This window comes from Paracoccus jiaweipingae (genome assembly GCF_044335505.1).
In the GTDB taxonomy this organism is placed as follows: domain Bacteria; phylum Pseudomonadota; class Alphaproteobacteria; order Rhodobacterales; family Rhodobacteraceae; genus Paracoccus.
This window is the reverse complement of record NZ_JBISBS010000004.1, coordinates 182,803-198,067: the sequence shown is the minus strand read 5'-3', so window position 1 is coordinate 198,067 and position 15,265 is coordinate 182,803. Positions and strand designations below refer to the sequence as shown.

Annotated in this window: 19 protein-coding genes; 6 read left to right on the top strand and 13 right to left on the bottom strand. The window is 63.3% G+C overall.

All coding sequences use genetic code 11. From position 1 onward, the window contains the following. Positions 1-83 precede the first annotated feature (83 nt). The 10 genes from bioB to ACFXP9_RS09385 are packed head-to-tail and all read right to left on the bottom strand — an operon-like array spanning position 84 to position 7,927. Complete coding sequence (gene bioB / locus ACFXP9_RS09430) at positions 84-1,151, bottom strand: biotin synthase BioB (RefSeq protein WP_397208538.1); 1,068 nt, start codon at positions 1,149-1,151, stop codon at positions 84-86. Positions 1,152-1,194: 43 nt separating this feature from the next. After that, entirely contained in the window at positions 1,195-1,593 is a 399-nt protein-coding gene (locus ACFXP9_RS09425) for a hypothetical protein (RefSeq protein ID WP_397208539.1), read from the bottom strand. Beyond that, on the bottom strand, positions 1,587-2,651 hold the full coding sequence (flhB, locus tag ACFXP9_RS09420; protein ID WP_397208540.1) for a flagellar type III secretion system protein FlhB: 1,065 nt from the start codon (positions 2,649-2,651) through the stop codon (positions 1,587-1,589). The genes ACFXP9_RS09425 and flhB overlap by 7 nt, the downstream gene beginning before the upstream one ends. Next, positions 2,651-3,397, bottom strand: a complete 747-nt coding sequence (locus tag ACFXP9_RS09415) for a flagellar biosynthetic protein FliR (RefSeq protein ID WP_397208541.1) — start codon at positions 3,395-3,397, stop codon at positions 2,651-2,653. The genes flhB and ACFXP9_RS09415 overlap by 1 nt, the downstream gene beginning before the upstream one ends. After that, positions 3,397-5,469: a flagellar biosynthesis protein FlhA gene (locus ACFXP9_RS09410; RefSeq protein WP_397208542.1), complete on the bottom strand. Its 2,073-nt coding sequence runs from the start codon at positions 5,467-5,469 to the stop codon at positions 3,397-3,399. The genes ACFXP9_RS09415 and ACFXP9_RS09410 overlap by 1 nt, the downstream gene beginning before the upstream one ends. Beyond that, positions 5,459-5,719, bottom strand: coding sequence for a hypothetical protein (locus ACFXP9_RS09405; protein WP_397208543.1), 261 nt, complete (start codon positions 5,717-5,719; stop codon positions 5,459-5,461). The genes ACFXP9_RS09410 and ACFXP9_RS09405 overlap by 11 nt, the downstream gene beginning before the upstream one ends. After that, a complete protein-coding gene (motA, locus tag ACFXP9_RS09400; protein ID WP_397208544.1) occupies positions 5,719-6,585 on the bottom strand; it encodes a flagellar motor stator protein MotA in 867 nt (288 codons plus the stop codon). The genes ACFXP9_RS09405 and motA overlap by 1 nt, the downstream gene beginning before the upstream one ends. A gap of 10 nt (positions 6,586-6,595) precedes the next feature. Continuing rightward, a complete protein-coding gene (locus ACFXP9_RS09395) occupies positions 6,596-7,138 on the bottom strand; it encodes a MotE family protein (protein WP_397208545.1) in 543 nt (180 codons plus the stop codon). After that, positions 7,131-7,460 (bottom strand): hypothetical protein, encoded by a 330-nt coding sequence (locus tag ACFXP9_RS09390; RefSeq protein ID WP_397208546.1) that lies wholly within the window; start codon positions 7,458-7,460, stop codon positions 7,131-7,133. The genes ACFXP9_RS09395 and ACFXP9_RS09390 overlap by 8 nt, the downstream gene beginning before the upstream one ends. Beyond that, entirely contained in the window at positions 7,457-7,927 is a 471-nt protein-coding gene (locus tag ACFXP9_RS09385; RefSeq protein ID WP_397208547.1) for a flagellar basal body-associated FliL family protein, read from the bottom strand. The genes ACFXP9_RS09390 and ACFXP9_RS09385 overlap by 4 nt, the downstream gene beginning before the upstream one ends. Before the next feature lie 116 nt (positions 7,928-8,043). Between ACFXP9_RS09385 and fliF the strand changes: the two genes are divergently transcribed. The 6 genes from fliF (at position 8,044) to ACFXP9_RS09355 (ending at position 13,208) form a co-directional block, all read left to right on the top strand. Beyond that, a complete protein-coding gene (gene fliF / locus ACFXP9_RS09380) occupies positions 8,044-9,618 on the top strand; it encodes a flagellar basal-body MS-ring/collar protein FliF (RefSeq protein ID WP_397208548.1) in 1,575 nt (524 codons plus the stop codon). Then, a complete protein-coding gene (locus ACFXP9_RS09375) occupies positions 9,615-10,160 on the top strand; it encodes a hypothetical protein (RefSeq protein WP_397208549.1) in 546 nt (181 codons plus the stop codon). Before fliF ends, ACFXP9_RS09375 begins: the two co-directional genes overlap by 4 nt. Further along, a complete protein-coding gene (locus tag ACFXP9_RS09370) occupies positions 10,157-10,411 on the top strand; it encodes a FliM/FliN family flagellar motor switch protein (RefSeq protein WP_397208550.1) in 255 nt (84 codons plus the stop codon). Before ACFXP9_RS09375 ends, ACFXP9_RS09370 begins: the two co-directional genes overlap by 4 nt. Continuing rightward, entirely contained in the window at positions 10,411-11,118 is a 708-nt protein-coding gene (gene fliP / locus ACFXP9_RS09365) for a flagellar type III secretion system pore protein FliP (protein WP_397208667.1), read from the top strand. Before ACFXP9_RS09370 ends, fliP begins: the two co-directional genes overlap by 1 nt. A 72-nt stretch (positions 11,119-11,190) precedes the next feature. Further along, the gene (argC, locus tag ACFXP9_RS09360) at positions 11,191-12,105 is read left to right on the top strand and encodes an N-acetyl-gamma-glutamyl-phosphate reductase (RefSeq protein WP_397208551.1); all 915 of its coding nucleotides are present in this window, start codon (positions 11,191-11,193) and stop codon (positions 12,103-12,105) included. Then, positions 12,102-13,208, top strand: coding sequence for an NAD(P)/FAD-dependent oxidoreductase (locus tag ACFXP9_RS09355; RefSeq protein ID WP_397208552.1), 1,107 nt, complete (start codon positions 12,102-12,104; stop codon positions 13,206-13,208). The genes argC and ACFXP9_RS09355 overlap by 4 nt, the downstream gene beginning before the upstream one ends. Before the next feature lie 59 nt (positions 13,209-13,267). Here ACFXP9_RS09355 and fghA read toward each other — a convergent pair whose 3' ends face one another. From fghA to ACFXP9_RS09340, 3 genes are read right to left on the bottom strand one after another with little or no spacing between them, the layout of a single operon-like run. Continuing rightward, entirely contained in the window at positions 13,268-14,107 is an 840-nt protein-coding gene (gene fghA, locus ACFXP9_RS09350; RefSeq protein ID WP_397208553.1) for an S-formylglutathione hydrolase, read from the bottom strand. Further along, a complete protein-coding gene (locus ACFXP9_RS09345) occupies positions 14,104-14,613 on the bottom strand; it encodes a GNAT family N-acetyltransferase (RefSeq protein ID WP_397208554.1) in 510 nt (169 codons plus the stop codon). Before ACFXP9_RS09345 ends, fghA begins: the two co-directional genes overlap by 4 nt. Further along, positions 14,610-15,236, bottom strand: a complete 627-nt coding sequence (locus ACFXP9_RS09340) for an ATP-dependent Clp protease proteolytic subunit (protein WP_397208555.1) — start codon at positions 15,234-15,236, stop codon at positions 14,610-14,612. Before ACFXP9_RS09340 ends, ACFXP9_RS09345 begins: the two co-directional genes overlap by 4 nt. Between the last annotated feature and the right edge of the window lie 29 nt (positions 15,237-15,265).

Sequence of the window (15,265 nt, the reverse complement as noted above, 5' to 3'; positions counted from 1 at the left end):
CCCGGAACTTGGACAGATCAGCGTCCCGACCGGTCGCTTTCCGGCTGGGTTCGGGGCGCGAAACGGGCGGCGCAGGGGCCGTCTTAACGCAGGATCGGGATGGCGGGATCGGCCTGCAACAGTGCCTCGCGATGCGCGGCGCGTTCGTCGTAATCCTCGGGCAGATGCTCGTGCGCGACCATGGGTTGCATCCCCAGACGCGCCATCAGCTGGCTGTCCACGTCCTCCTCGGGGTTATCCGCCGTCAGCAGCGTATCACCCACGAAGATCGAGTTCGCCCCGGCGAAAAAGCACATAGCCTGCATTTCGTCCGACATTTCGGTGCGGCCAGCCGACAGCCGCACATGGCTGGTGGGCATCATAATGCGGGCGGTGGCGATGGTGCGCACAAAGTCAATCGGATCAACGGGTTCGGCATCCGCCAGCGGCGTGCCTTCAATCGGGATCAGCATGTTGATCGGCACTGAATCCGGCGGTTCGGGCAGGTTGGCCAGTGTCACCAGCATGTCGACGCGGTCCTGCTGCCCCTCGCCCAGCCCCAAGATCCCGCCCGAGCACACCTTGATGCCGCTGTCACGGACATTGGCCAGCGTTTCCAGCCGGTCGGCAAAGCTGCGGGTTGTGATCACATTGCTGTAATGCGATTCCGAGGTGTCGATATTGTGGTTGTAATAATCAAGCCCGGCATCTTTCAGCCGCCTCGCCTGATCCTTGTCCAGCATCCCCAGCGTCATGCAGGTTTCCATCCCCAGCGCCTTGACGCCCTCGACCATGGCGATCACCTGCGCCATGTCGCGTTCCTTGGGGCTGCGCCAGGCCGCGCCCATGCAATAGCGCGTGGCACCGGCGTCCCGTGCCTTGCGGGCCTCGGAGATGACGCGCTGAACCTCGATCAGTTTCGAGGCCGACAGCCCCGATCCATGGCGTGACGACTGGCTGCAATAGCTGCAATCTTCGGGGCAGCCACCGGTCTTGATCGACAAAAGGCGGCTCATTTGCAGGCGATTGGGGTCGAAATGCTGCCGGTGAACCGTCTGCGCACGATACAGCAGGTCCATGAATGGCAGGTCGAAAATGGCCCGCGCTTCCTCGGCGGTCCAGATTTTGCGGCTGTCCTGTGCCTGTTGCATCGGTGCGGGCTGGTGCAGCATGTCGTCCCTCATGCGTCGTGATGCCACAGCGTTAGCAGGTCGTTTACCCACTGTCCAACCCCCTTGCCTTTTGTTGCCGCGCGGCGCGGGCCTGCGCACGGGTCTGATCCGCCAGTTTGCGCAGCACCTCGACCCGGCCCCAGGCAGATGCGGCTTGCTGGCGCATGGCGTCGAAACGGGGTTGCAGTTGCGCCAGCTCCGCCTCGGCGCGCAACAGGCTTTGGGTCAGACGATGGGCCTGATCCGCCGCAGCCCGCAATTGGGCGACATTTTGGGGCGCGGGCTGTGCATGAACCGCGCCGATCTGCTGGCCAAGGCCGTCCAGACGCTGGTGCAGCGCCTGCATATTGGCCCGAAAAGCCGCGTATTTCCGCAATTCCTGTTCGGCCTTCAGGTTGGCAACACGGGCCAGTTCATCCAGCTTGTCGGCCTTTTTTACCATCCTTTCCGCGCCTTCTCTCGCATGGCCTCGGCAAAGCGGATAGCGGCGGCGACAGCGCGGAACTGGTCTGGCTGAATCTCTTGCCCGATCTCGACGCTGGCGTGAATGGCACGCGCGCAAGGCGGGTCGGACCAGATCGGCACGTTATGTTCGGTCGCGCGCTCGCGGATGCGGGCAGCGATTTCGTCGACCCCCTTGGCCAGACAGACCGGCGCGCGCCCGCTGCCGCGTTTCCATTCCAGTGCGACGGCATAATGGGTGGGGTTGACGATGATCACATCGGCCTTGTGCACATCCTCAAGCATCTTGTTGGTGGCGATGTCGACGGCTTTTTGACGGCGATGCGATTTCATCATCGGGTCGCCCTCGGATTCCTTATGCTCGTCACGCATTTCCTTCAGGCTCATCCGCAATTTCTGGCGGTGCTGATACCATTTTGCCAGAAAATCCAACAGCCCGAAGACCACTGAAATTGCCACGGCCAGCGCCAGAACCCGCCCCAGCAACAGCCCCAGCGCCGCCGTCCACTGGCGGTCACGCATCAGCCCGGCATCGGCCAGCAAGGGCAGCATCGCCGCGAATAAAAACCAGCCGCCGACGCCAACCATCATGGCCTTGCCGGCCGATATGGCGAAAGTGGTCAGGCCGGATTTGCCGAATTTCTGCTTGGCGTTCTTGACCGGGTTAATCTTGTTAAGATCCGGCTTGATCTTCTTGCCGGAAACCACAAATCCCCGCTGCGCAACCACGCCGACCAGCACGACAACGGCAGGGATGGTGACCACCCCCATCACCGCCAGCGCCGCATAGCCCCCAACCGATGCCGCAAGCCCCCCGAACCCGGCCCGCGGCCAGTCACCATCGCCCAGTGCCCGCGCCGCCATGGGCACCCATGCCCGCAAAAGAACCGGCAGCAGAACCAGCAATGAAAGCGCAAAGCCAAGATATGACAGTGCCGCATTAACCTCGATCGAGCGGGGGATGTCGCCATCCTCGCGCGCCTTGCGCAGTCGCTGCTCGGTCGGGTCGAATTGCTTGTCGTCACTTTCTTCTGACATTACGGGAACCCGAAATCGAAAACCGCCGCCGCCCAGCTTTGCAGGATCAGGGGCGACAGCACCGCCAATGCCACCAAGGCCAGCAGGATCGAGGCGGGCGCCCCGATCAGCGCAATCGGCAGCTGGGGCATGGTCTTGGACACCACACCCGCAAGTGCCTGATACAAAAAGCCCCCCAGAATGAACGGTGCCGCCATCAGCATCGCCAGTTGAAAGCTGCCGGAAACGACATAGGCGGCATGTTCGGACAGGTCGCGCACCGACGGCCAGCCGTTGACAGGCCACAATTCAAAGCTGCGCAGCACCAGATCCGTGGCCAGAAGCGGAAACCCAAGCGCCATCAGCAGGGCCAGACCGGCCAGATGCAGGTGGTTGCCAATCGGATGCGGCGAAGCCTCGTTCACCGCGCCAAGGATCTGCGACAGCGAGGCCGTCGCCGCAATTGCCGCTGTCGCCATGTCCAGCGCCAGTGCAAGCAGCCGAACCAACATCCCGCAGGCCAGCCCGATCATCAGATTGGCAAGCAGCGCCCCCAAGGCAATTGTCCCTTCTGCCGCAGGCAGCACATCATGCACCAGCGGCGTCATCAACAAGGCCAGCGAGACCTTGATACGGGGCGTCAGGATGCGTTCCCCCAAAGCCGGCAAAGTCAGGAAAAAGCCCAGCAGCCGCAGATGCACGGGGACCAGCGCCGCAAGCGATTCGCCCGCAGGTCCGGTCAGCAAGGTCAGGGTTGACCAATCCATCATGCCGCCTCGACCGAACCCACCAGTTCAAGGGTGGTCGATGGGTCGATTTCCTCCATCCCCAGAACGGGGACTGATACGCCATGGGCTGCCAGCATGGCGCGGATGCTGCGCCGGCGATGATCGGGCACGGCCAGAACCGCCTCGGCCGTCGCGGCAGTGCCCGTGCTGAGGCTGCGGCGCACAGCCTGCGCCAGTTCGCCCCCCAGATCGGGTGTCAGCGCGCCGCCTGAACCGACATCGGCCTCGGCGCGCACCATCTTGCTTTCCCAGGCAGGATGCAGATGGACGACATTCAGGCGCCCATCCGGGTCCATGAATTGCTGGGTGATCTGTCCGCGCAGGCGTTTGCGGGTAATCTCGACCAGAACGTCCAGTTGATCCAGCTGCCGAAACTCGGCCAGGGTGTCCACGATCAGCGGCAGGTTGCGGATCGAGACCTGCTCCTCCAGCAGCGCGCGCAGCACGGCCAACAGGGTTTCGGGGCTGACCTTGTCGGGGATCATCGCCTCGAAATACCGTTTGTGGCGATCGGCGCGCTTGGCGTCAGGCACCGTCTTCAGTTCTTCGATCAGCCGCATCAACGCGGATTGGTTGATAAAGTCAGGCAGGTGCGCCTTGGCGATTTCCATCAGGTGGGTGGACAGGACCTCGATGGGTTTTACCACCGTGGCACCGACGGTCATGGCCTGTTCCTGATTTTCAGGCATGATCCAGCACGCGGGACTGTTGTAAACGGGTTCGGTGCCGCGTTCACCCTGAAGCCGGTCCAGAACCTCAGGCGCGCCAAGCGCGCAAAGCCTGTGGATGCTGACCTGCCCCTTGCCGCGCACCACCCCATTAACACGAATGACATAATGGCCATCCGTGAATCCGGTGCCGTCGGTGATCCGAATGTCGGGAAGGATCACCCCGTATCGCCGGGCGATGAACATGCGAAGGCTGGTGATACGCGCGGACAGACCGCGGGCCTCGTCCATCGCGGCGGGGATCATGTCGGACGCGATCTCGACGCTCAGCTCGTCCGTGTCCAGCGCCTCGGCCAGTTCGTTGCGTTGCGGCGCCACAGGTTCGGGCGTGCTGTCCTGCACCTCAGTCGTGGTTTTCTGGCCAGCCCGCAGTCGCCACGCCATAGCCCCGAAACCCGCCGCAAAAGCCAGAAAGATCAGCGTCGGCATTCCCGGAACGACGGACAAAACAGCCATGGCGCCGGAAACAATCGCGGGGGCCTGCCAGCTTTGCAGGAACTGCCCGGTCAGAAGGTCGGTCGTGTTATCCGTGGTGCCACCACGCGACAACAGCAGCGCCGCCGCCATCGAGGTGATCAGCGACGGGATCTGGCTGACCAGACCATCCCCAATGGTCAGGTGCGAAAACGTCGCAGCGGCCTCACCGACGGGCATTCCGTGACCGATAATGCCGACCGACAGGCCAACAAGCAGGTTGATCAGCGTGATCACCAGACCGGCAATCGCATCCCCCTTCACGAATTTCGATGCACCGTCGAGCGAGCCGAAAAAGCTGATTTCTTTCTGCTCACTCTCCCGGCGCAGCTTGGCCTCGTCATGGGTGATGGACCCGGCGCTGAGATCGGCGTCGATGGACAGTTGCTTGCCCGGCAAGGAGTCGAGCGCAAAGCGTGCCGACACCTCGGCCATACGGCCCGAACCCTTGGTGATGACCATGAAATTTACCACAGTAATCACGCCGAACACCGTCAGCCCCACCATCAGCGACCCGCCGGCAACAAAGGCCGCAAAGCCCGAGATCACCTCGCCCGCGGCGTCTTTGCCGGTATGCCCCTGCGTCAGAATCAGCCGTGTTGAGGACACGTTCAGCGACAGGCGGATCAGCAGCGAGACCAGCAACACAACCGGGAACGCCTGAAAATCTGTTGGCTTTTCAACCAGCGCGGCCATGACCAGAACCAATGTCGCAAAGGCGATTGAGATCGCAATACCGACATCCAGAACCGAGGCCGGGATCGGGATCACCATCGACAAAACGATGGCGACCAGAACCCCCGTCATCGCCAGCGAGCGGAAGGCGGATGGCGAGATGTCATTCTTCATGGCTGCCCCCGTTTGCCGGCTGCAAAAGATCCTCAATCGCCCATGCTGCCCCGGTCAGCAGCCCTGACCGCCGCAGATAGACGATGGCCTGAAAGCGCTGCGCCGGGGGCATGGTCATCAGCACATGGCGATAGTCCGGGGGCAGGCGACCGCCATCCAGAAGATGGGCCGTCATGTCAGCGCGCCATTGGTCAAGGCTGACAGGGGCGGAGAGGGTTGCGGCGACAAGCCAGGCGGAAACGACAGACATCAGGCAGCCTTCTTGACGGCGCGCAGCGCCTCTTCGACGGAAACAAAGCTGGGGCGGACATGGTCGGGCGAGGCCTGCCGGCCGACCTCGATACACAGGTTCGTGGCATGTTGATGCAAACCAGCGACAAGCACCGCCTTGATCACATCGTAAAATGCCATGTCCTGACGTTTGACCGCCGATAGCCGCTGCGCCAACGGCGCGACAAACCCATAGGCCAGAAACACCCCAAGAAACGTGCCGACAAGTGCGCCACCGATCATTTTGCCCAGAACCTCGGGCGGCTGGTCAATTGCGCTCATGGTCTTGATGACGCCCAGAACCGCCGCCACGATACCCAGCGCGGGCAGGGCGTCAGCCATGGATTGCAGCGCGTGGGGCACATGCATCGCCTCTTCGCGCATGGCGGCGATGCGCCGGGCCAGCATGTCCTCGACCTGATAAGGGTCGTCGTAATTCAGGCTGGCTGAGCGCAACGTATCGGTGATCAGCGAAACCGCATGTTCATCGGCCAGAATCTGGGGATATTGCTTGAAGATTTCAGATTCCGTCGGGTTTTCAACATGTTCTTCCAGCTCGACCGGGTTGGCCCGCGCCAGACGCAACAGCTGAAACAACAGCGACAGAACCTGTTCGTGATGGGATTTGCTCCACTGCGGGCCCTTGAAGCTGCGGATCAGGCCCTTGGGGGTTTCCTTCAGCACCGCCAATTCATTCGACAACAGGAACGAGCCCACCGCGGCGCCGCCGATCATCATCATTTCAAACGGCAGCGAGTGCAGGATGACGGCCAGCTTCCCGCCCGCCAGAATATAGCCGCCAAAGACCATGGCGACGGTCAGCACGATTCCGACAAGTCCGAACATCTGCGTCTCCTTATTTCTTGACCAGGTGCCGCGCACCCATATGGGTTGTCAGAACCGCAGCCTGCCGCGGCTCAATCGCGGCAATGACTTTGGCACTGTTTTCGGGGCGCAGGCGCATCACGATCTCGGCCGCGAAATCGGCAGGAAGGTTGGTCAGCACCTGCGCGGCCTGAGCCGGTTTCATGGCATCGAACACGCTGACCATTCGTCCGATATCCTCGGCCACCTTCTTGTTTTCGCCATCCGTGACCCGGCGCGTCCCGCTGTCCTGCGCTTTCAGGCGGGCAAGGGTCGCGGTCAGGCTGTCCTGCGCGGCGCGGATGTCGGCCTCTTGCCGGTCAAGCGCCTGAAGATAACGCTGCATCTGTTTTTCCCGCGCGGCGTATTCCTCGATCAGCGCGATGGCTTCGGGGACATCCCGGCAGCCGGTCAGAAAATCCGGCGCATCGGCAAAGGCCGCGAAACCGACGCGATCACCCAGCAAAATCGCCATCTGAACGACGCCTGCGGCGGCGAAAATCAGGCCGAACCCGGCAAGAAGGGGTTTACGCATTGACGGCCTCCGCCTCAGGGCGGCGGCGGCGCAGGCGGTGTGGCGTCGCGGCATCAGCCAGACGGTCCAGACGCGCCGACATCGCCTGTGCGCGCCGCAATTGGAGTTCTAGCTGGTCCGACTGGGTCTGCGCGGCCTCGCGCGCGGCGCGCAGCGATGTGTCCAGACGATCAACCTCGAGCGACATTACGGCAATGGCCGCACCCAGACCGGATTCCAGATTGTTCAGCTTGCGCACCCGCCGCGAAAGCACGGCACAATAAACCGCCAGCACAAGCATTGCCGGAACCAGCGCGATTTGCAGGATCGTCACGATTGTCATTGCAGGCGAAACTCCGTCACAAGAATATCGGTGACCCGGTTCTGCCCCAGCACAAAGCGGGCGCGGGTCAAAAGTTCGGCGCGGATGATTTCCAGAATGCCGCGCTTGTCGAAGGCCTGCGGGTCGATGCCCGACAGGAACATATTGAAGCTGTCAACCACACGGGGAATTTGTGATTCGACCCCGGATGCATCACCCGGCGCCAGTTGCAGCGACGTCTTCAGAAACAGTTGGCGAACCTTCGGACCGGCAATCGACACCACCATATCCGGCAATTCGACGAATGTCGGAAGATCGGCCTTCTGTTCCTGTTTATCTTCTTTTTTCAGAAGGTTGTAAGGGGACCATATCCCCATGAAGCCGGTTCCGAACCCGGCGGAAAGCCCCAGCACCGTAACCCCGGCCAGCAGCAGCACACCAGCGCCACGCCGCGGGGCGGTATCGTTCGTTTCGGCAGTTTCGGCCATCGTGATTCTCCGTTCGTTCGAATCGGAAATATCACCTTCGCACTAACGAAGTTTTAACGACCGCTGTGCAATGAAAAAGAAATTCGGAGAACCCGAGCGATTCGGAGGAAGAGCTTTTGCAAAAACTGCGCGACTATTGGGATGCCCGCAACAACCGTCAAAGAATGATTCTGGCCGCTGCATTTATCGTCAGTTTTCTGGGGATTCTGGCGCTGGCCGGGCTGGCGGGGCGGACGCAGATGGCGCTGCTGTATTCGGGTCTGGACCCCGCCCGCGCCGGCGAGGTGGTTCAGGCCATCGAACGCAGCGGCACAAAATACGAGCTGCGGGGCGAGTCGATTTATGTCGACGCGCGCGAACGCGACCGTTTGCGGCTGACGCTGGCGGGCGAGGGCCTGCCGGCACAGGGGGGCGCTGGATACGAATTGCTTGACGGCATTTCGGGGTTCGGGACCACCTCGCAGATGTTCGACGCTGCCTATTGGCGCGCAAAAGAGGGCGAGTTGGCGCGCACCATCCTGTCGATGCCCAATGTCAAGACGGCGCGGGTGCATCTGGCGGCCTCGAACGCGCGCGGGTTCCGGCGCAACGCCCCTTCGGGCGCGTCGGTGACAATCCAGACCAATGGCGTTGCGGTTTCCGCCGAACAGGCAAATTCTTTGCGGTTTCTTGTGGCCTCGGCGGCGCCGGGCATGACGCCCGAAAATGTCACGGTCATCGACACCGATCACGGCGTGGTCAGCCCCGCCAACGATACCGATGCCGGCAATCGCAGCCAGGACCTCAAGCGCAATGTCGAGCGTATTCTGGAATCGCATGTCGGACCGGGAAACGCGATTGTCGAGCTGAGTCTTGATATTGCAACCGAAACCGAACAGGTGACCGAACACCGCGTCGACCCCGAAGCGCGGGCGCTGATCTCGCAGGAGGTCGAGGAAACCACCGATCAAAGCGACACGGCTTTGTCCGGCCCGGTCACCGCCGCGTCGAACCTGCCCGAGGGGCCACAATCCGATGCGGATCGCAACAGCTCGTCGCGCAATGCCACCCGGCAGCGCAACAATTTCGAGGTCAGCCAACTGACGCGCGAGGTGTCCCGCCAGCCCGGCGCCATCCGGCGCATGACCGTGGCGGTGCTGGTCAACGGTGTCGCGCAGACCGACGCCGATGGCAAAACCAACATTGTTTCCCGGCCTGAAACCGAACTGGCCGTCATGCGCGAACTGGCGGCCATGGCAGTTGGCCTTGACGAACAGCGTGGCGATCAGCTGACCATCAAATCTCTGCCTTTCGCAGAGCTGTCACAACAGGGGACACTGGCTGAACCCAGCGGGCTGATCTCGCTTTTCGACCTTAATACGCTGGCCAAGATCGCTTTGGTCGGGCTGTTCCTGATCGCGCTTTCGGCCATGCTGCTGCGCGGGGCGTCCAAGACCCGTGCCGCACCTGCCCTGCCTGCCGCGCTGGATGAAACGCTTCCACAGGCACCTGAACCAGAGCCAGAGATGGATATTTTCAGCCCCGGCGATCAGAGCGATGACATGCCGATGCTGTCGATGGGGGATGGTTTTGCCATGGGCGGCGATGACAGCGACCCGGTCGCCCGGATGAAAGGTCTGATGAGCGAACGGCGCGAGGAAAGCCTGAAGCTGCTGGCAAGCTGGCTTGACGACAAGGAGGCCGTGCAATGACCATCACCGCTTTCCGCGCCGAATCCTTTCGTCCACAGCGCGAGGCCCAGCCGGCCCTGACCCGCGATGACCTGCAAAATGCCCGGGCCGAGGGGTTTGCCCAAGGTCATCAGGCCGCGCTTGAGGGGCTGCACGGTCAGGTCGTGGATCAGCTTGGCGCGATCTCGGACCAGCTGGCCGACACCCAGACCGCAATCGCGCAGACACGGGTCGACCTGATCCGCAGCCTGGCGCCGCTGCTGAACGCCATTATCGACCAATGCGTCAGCAGCCACATGGCCGACAGGCTGGCACAGGTGCTGACCGCCGAATTGTCGCAACTGGCACGGCAGACCTCGCCGGGCGGTCTGACCATCCGCTGCGACCCTGAAACCGCGCGGTGGCTGGATGCCGCGGGTGGAAATGGCCTGATCGAAATTACGCCATCCGACAGCCTGATGGCCGAAATCCGCCTGCCCGGCGGCCGCGTCAGCTTTGATACCGCGGCGGTCATCGAATCGATGAAAACCCTTGTGGCCACTTTGACCGAGGATATGGAATGAACGATATCAACCACATGATCGCAACCGACCACATTCAGGTCGAACTGGCCATCCGGCTGGGAACCGTGACCCTGACCATCGGGGAAATCTCGGCCCTTGGTGCGAACGAGATCCTGCCACTGGCCCAGGAAATCGGTGACGGGGTCGAGCTGTGCGTCGGTGACCGCGTCATCGCCCGTGGCGAGATCATCCGCAACGACTCGGACGGGAAGCTGGCGATCCGCGTCATTGGTCAGGCGGAGGCAACGTGATCCGGCTGCTGTTGACGCTGATCCTGCTGCCCGGCACCGCATTCGCGCAGGAACTTCCGGCACTGGATGGGCTGGCATCCGGCGTGGGGCAAAATGCGGTCCTGCTGGTTGCGGGGTTGACCCTGTTGTCGCTGGTGCCTGCAATTGCGGTGACCGTCACCTGTTTTCCCTTCATCGTGACCGTGCTGTCGATCCTGCGTCAATCGCTGGGGTTGCAGCAATCGCCCCCGAATATGCTGATCATCGCGTTGTCGCTGTTCCTGACCTGGTTCGTGATGGACCCGGTGCTGACCGAGGCCTGGACACAGGCCGGTGCGCCCCTGTCGCGCGGCGAAATCGCCCTGCCCGAGGCGTTTGAGCGTGGCATCGTCCCCTTCCGCGCCTTCATGGAGGCGCGCACCAGCCCCGACACCCTTGCCGGCCTGCAAGAGGTCACGCGCCGCCCGCCTGCCGAAACGCCCGCGCTTTCGGTCCTGATGCCAGCTTTCATGCTCTCCGAAATCACCCGCGCGTTCGAGATCGGCTTTCTGGTCGCGCTGCCCTTCCTGATCATCGACCTTGTGGTCTCGGCTGTGCTGATGTCGATGGGGATGATGATGGTCCCACCCGCCATCGTTTCGCTGCCCTTCAAACTGGCCTTCTTCGTCGTCGTCGACGGCTGGAGCCTGCTGTCAGAGGCGCTGGTCAGATCATACCAGCAATTCTGACCCGCCGGGACGGATTGTCGCGGCCCGGTGCGGGGGTTACTGTGCCGGGACACCGCAACAGGGGGATGTGACATGGCAAGGCTCTTCATCGACGGCGAAGCTGGCACCACGGGGCTGCAAATCCGCGACCGGGTGATGAACCGTCCTGATATCGAGCTGATTCAGGTCGATCCCGCCCGACGCAAAGACCCCGACGCCCGGCGCGAGGCCTTTGCCGCTGCGGATATCGCCATTCTGTGCCTGCCCGACGCCGCCGCGCGCGAGGCCGCCGCGCTGGCCGAAGGGATGGCGGTGCGGATCATCGACGCCTCCAGCGCGCATCGGGTCGACCCCGACTGGGTGTTCGGCTTTGCCGAGCTGGACGCCACGGCCAAATCGCGCATCGCTGATGCGCGCCGGGTCAGTAATCCCGGCTGTTATGCCACCGGGGCCATCGCCATTCTGGCGCCACTTGTCGCGGCCGGACTGATCGCCCCGGGCGAGGCCGTTTCGATCAACGCCGTCAGCGGCTACACCGGCGGCGGCAAGGATCTGATCGCGGAATATGAAAGCGGGACCGCACCGGCGCATTTCATCTATGGCCTGACCCAGTCTCATAAGCATCTGCCTGAAATCATGCGCTATTCCGGCCTGACGACCCGGCCCGTCTTTGCCCCCTCGGTTGGCAATTTCGCCCAGGGCATGGCGGTTCAGGTGCCGCTGCACCTGACCGGCCCGCGGCGCCTCGGCGCCCTGCAAGAGGCACTGTCGGCGCATTATGACGGCCAGCGCTTCGTGCGGGTTGCCCAACCCGGCAGTGGCGGGGCGCGGATCGTGCCGACGGCGCTGAATGGCAGCAATATGCTGGAAATCTCGGTCCATGGGGATCAGCAGAATGGCTGCGCGACCGTCGTCGCGGTGCTGGACAATCTGGGCAAGGGCGCCTCGGGCGCGGCTGTCCAGTCGATGAACCTGATGATCGGCGCAGATGAAGGGGAAGGGCTGTGAAAACCAGTGACATTCTGGTGATCGGCGGCGGAATGGCCGGGATCAGCGCGGCTGCCCGCATGGCCGCGCAGGCCCGCGTCACCGTGCTGGAGGGGGAAAGCGCCATTGGCTATCATTCCACCGGGCGCAGTGCGGCGCTGATCGTGCGCAATTACGGCGGCCCGGTGCTGCGGCGGCTGAACTTTGCCTCGGTCGATTTTCTGGAACAGCCCGAAGGCGTCGGCGACCAGTCCCTGCTGACCCCGCGAGGCGAGATGATCGTCGCCGCCCCTGACGAAATGGCCGATTTCGAAAGCTATCTTGAGGGCAGTCAGGGTATCGAGCGCCTGACCCCGGACGAGGCGCTGGCGATTGTGCCCATCCTGCGCCGCGACCGCATTGCCGCCGCCGCGCTGGAACGCGATGCGCAGGACATTGACGTGGACCGCATGTTGCAGGGCTTTGCCCGCCTGCTGCGCCAGCGCGGCGGACAGGTCGAAACCGGCGCCCGCGTTGAAAGCATCCTCTGGCGCGACGGCCTGTGGCAGGTGCGCGCCAGCGGACAGGATTATGCCGCGCCCGTGGTGGTGAACGCGGCTGGCGGTTGGGCCGACAAGCTGGCGGCGATGGCCGGTGTGGCCCCCGTCGGGTTGCGCCCGCTGCGCCGCACCGCCTGTCTGATCCCCGCGCCGGAAGGGTATGATATTACCGATTGGCCGATGTTCACCAGCGCATCCGAGCGGTTCTATGCCAAGCCCGACGCTGGCAAGCTGATGATTTCAGCCGCGGAAGAAGACGAGGTCGACCCCCATGATGTCTGGGCCGATGACATGGTTCTGGCCGAAGGTATCGACCGCTTTCAGCAGGCCGTCTCGGTCGAGGTGACGCGGGTTGAACATAGTTGGGCCGGGATGCGCAGCTTTGTCGCGGATCGCACGCCGGTTGTGGGTTTTGACCCCGAAAAGACGGGGTTTTTCTGGCTGGCCGGACAGGGCGGCTATGGGATTCAGACCGCGCCTGCGCTGTCACAACTGGCGGCGGAACTGGTGGCCCAGACCACCCCGACCCTGCCGCCAGAGGTGGTCGCCGCCCTGTCGCCCGGCAGGCCGGGCCTGCGCGCCTGACCGTCATCGCCACCTGAAAGGCAGCAATGACAGAACCGGCGGGCACCGCGACCGCCGTTTCAGGCCAGCTGTTCGGCGTGAAAGCGGATGTGATCCGCCATAAAGCTGCTGACAAAGAAATAGCTGTGGTCATATCCCGGCTGCATCCTGAATTGACCGGGCTGGCGCCGGGCGGTCATCGCATGGGCCAGCGCCTCGGGGCGCAGCAGGTCCAGAAACTGGTCATGGCTGCCCTGATCGACCAGAACGGCACCGGGAAAGCCGCGTTCCTGCATCAGGACCGTGGCGTCATGTGCCCCCCAGCCGGCCTGATCCGCGCCCAGATACGCGGTCAGCTGTTTGCGCCCCCAGTCCGATTGCGACGGGTTCGCGATCGGGGCAAAGGCGGAAACGGATCGGTAAACATGCGGCAGGGACATGGCGATGGTCAGCGCACCATGGCCGCCCATTGAATGGCCGGTAATGCCCTGCCGGTCCCGGTCCAGCGGAAAATGGTCGAACACCAGCGCCGGCAGGTCATGGGTCACATAATGCCACATGCGGAAATGCGGCGCCCACGGGGCCTGCGTCGCATCGACATAAAAGCCCGCGCCCTGCCCCAGATCATAAGCCTCGTCATCGGCAACACCCTCACCGCGTGGGCTGGTATCGGGGAAAATCAGCGCCAGACCCGCCTGCGCCGCCCATGCCTGTGCCCCCGCCTTGGTCATGGCGTTTTCATGGGTGCAGGTCAGGCCCGACAGATACCACAGCACCGGCACCCGCCCGTGTTCCGCCTGTGGCGGCAGGTAAAGGCCAAAGGTCATATCCGTGTGCGTTGCCTGCGAACGGTGGCGGTAAACGCCCTGTGTGCCGCCAAAGCAGCGATTTTCAGACAGGGTTTCGAAAGCTGTTGTCATTGCGACATCCCCAGTTCGGTGAACATGACCAGCGCATCCACATCGCCCTGAACCGGGTGCCGGAACGCCGCTGGCAGGCGCCCGACAATGCGAAAGCCCGCGCGCTGCCACAGGCGGATCGCGCCGGTATTGGTCGAGACGACAAAATTGAATTGCATGGCCCGAAAGCCCTGCGCCGCGGCCCATGCCCTGGCGTGGTCGACCAGCGCCGCCGCCACCCCCTGACCGCGGGCGGCGGGGGCGGTGGCGAAACTGGCATTGGCGACATGGTCACCACCGCCGGGCCGGTTGGCGCCAACATGGCTGGTGCCGATAACCTGGCCGCCCTGTTGCGCCACAAATACGGTGAAGGGGGCGGCGAACCAGTCGGCCAGCGCGTCATCGCGGCTGATGTCGCGGGCGATGCAATAGGTCTGGCCCGCGCGATAGACGGGTTCAAGCACCGACCAGATGGCATCGTGATCGGCGGGTCCGGCGGGGCGGATGATCACCCCGCCGCCTGTCATTTCAGGTCATCCACGCTGCGGATCACCTTGCCCAGAAGGCCGTAATCCAGCGCCTCTTGCGTGTTCAGCCAGAAATCGCGCTGGGTGTCGGCCTCGATCCGTTCGACGGTCTGGCCGGTGGCATCGGCAAAGATCTGGTTCAGGCGCGCGCGCATCAGGCGCACCTGTTCAGCCTGAATCATCATGTCCGACGAGGTGCCGCCGATCCCGCCCGAGGGCTGGTGGATCAGAAAGCGCGTGTTGGGCAGGCAGAAACGGTTTTCGCGTTCGGCACCGACAAAGATCAGCGCCCCGGCGCTGGCCACCCAGCCCGAGCCGATGGTGCGCACCGTCGGGCGGATGAATTTGATCACGTCATGGATCATATCACCCGATTCCACATGCCCGCCGGGGCTGGAAATCAGCATGTTGATCGGCTTGTCGCTGTCCTCGGCCAAAGCCAGCAGATGCGCGACGGTGCGCTGCGCCAGCTTGTCATTGATCGGGCCGGCGACAATCACCGTGCGCGATTTGAAATAGAGCTTGCCGATCTTGTCGCCCTCGGGCAGGCCAAGGCCGCCATCCTTGTCCGCATCGCGGCGGTCGTCATCCTCGTCTTCGTCGTCCAGCCAGTGATGGCGCATGGCCTGCTCTCCTTGTTGATGTCACGGCG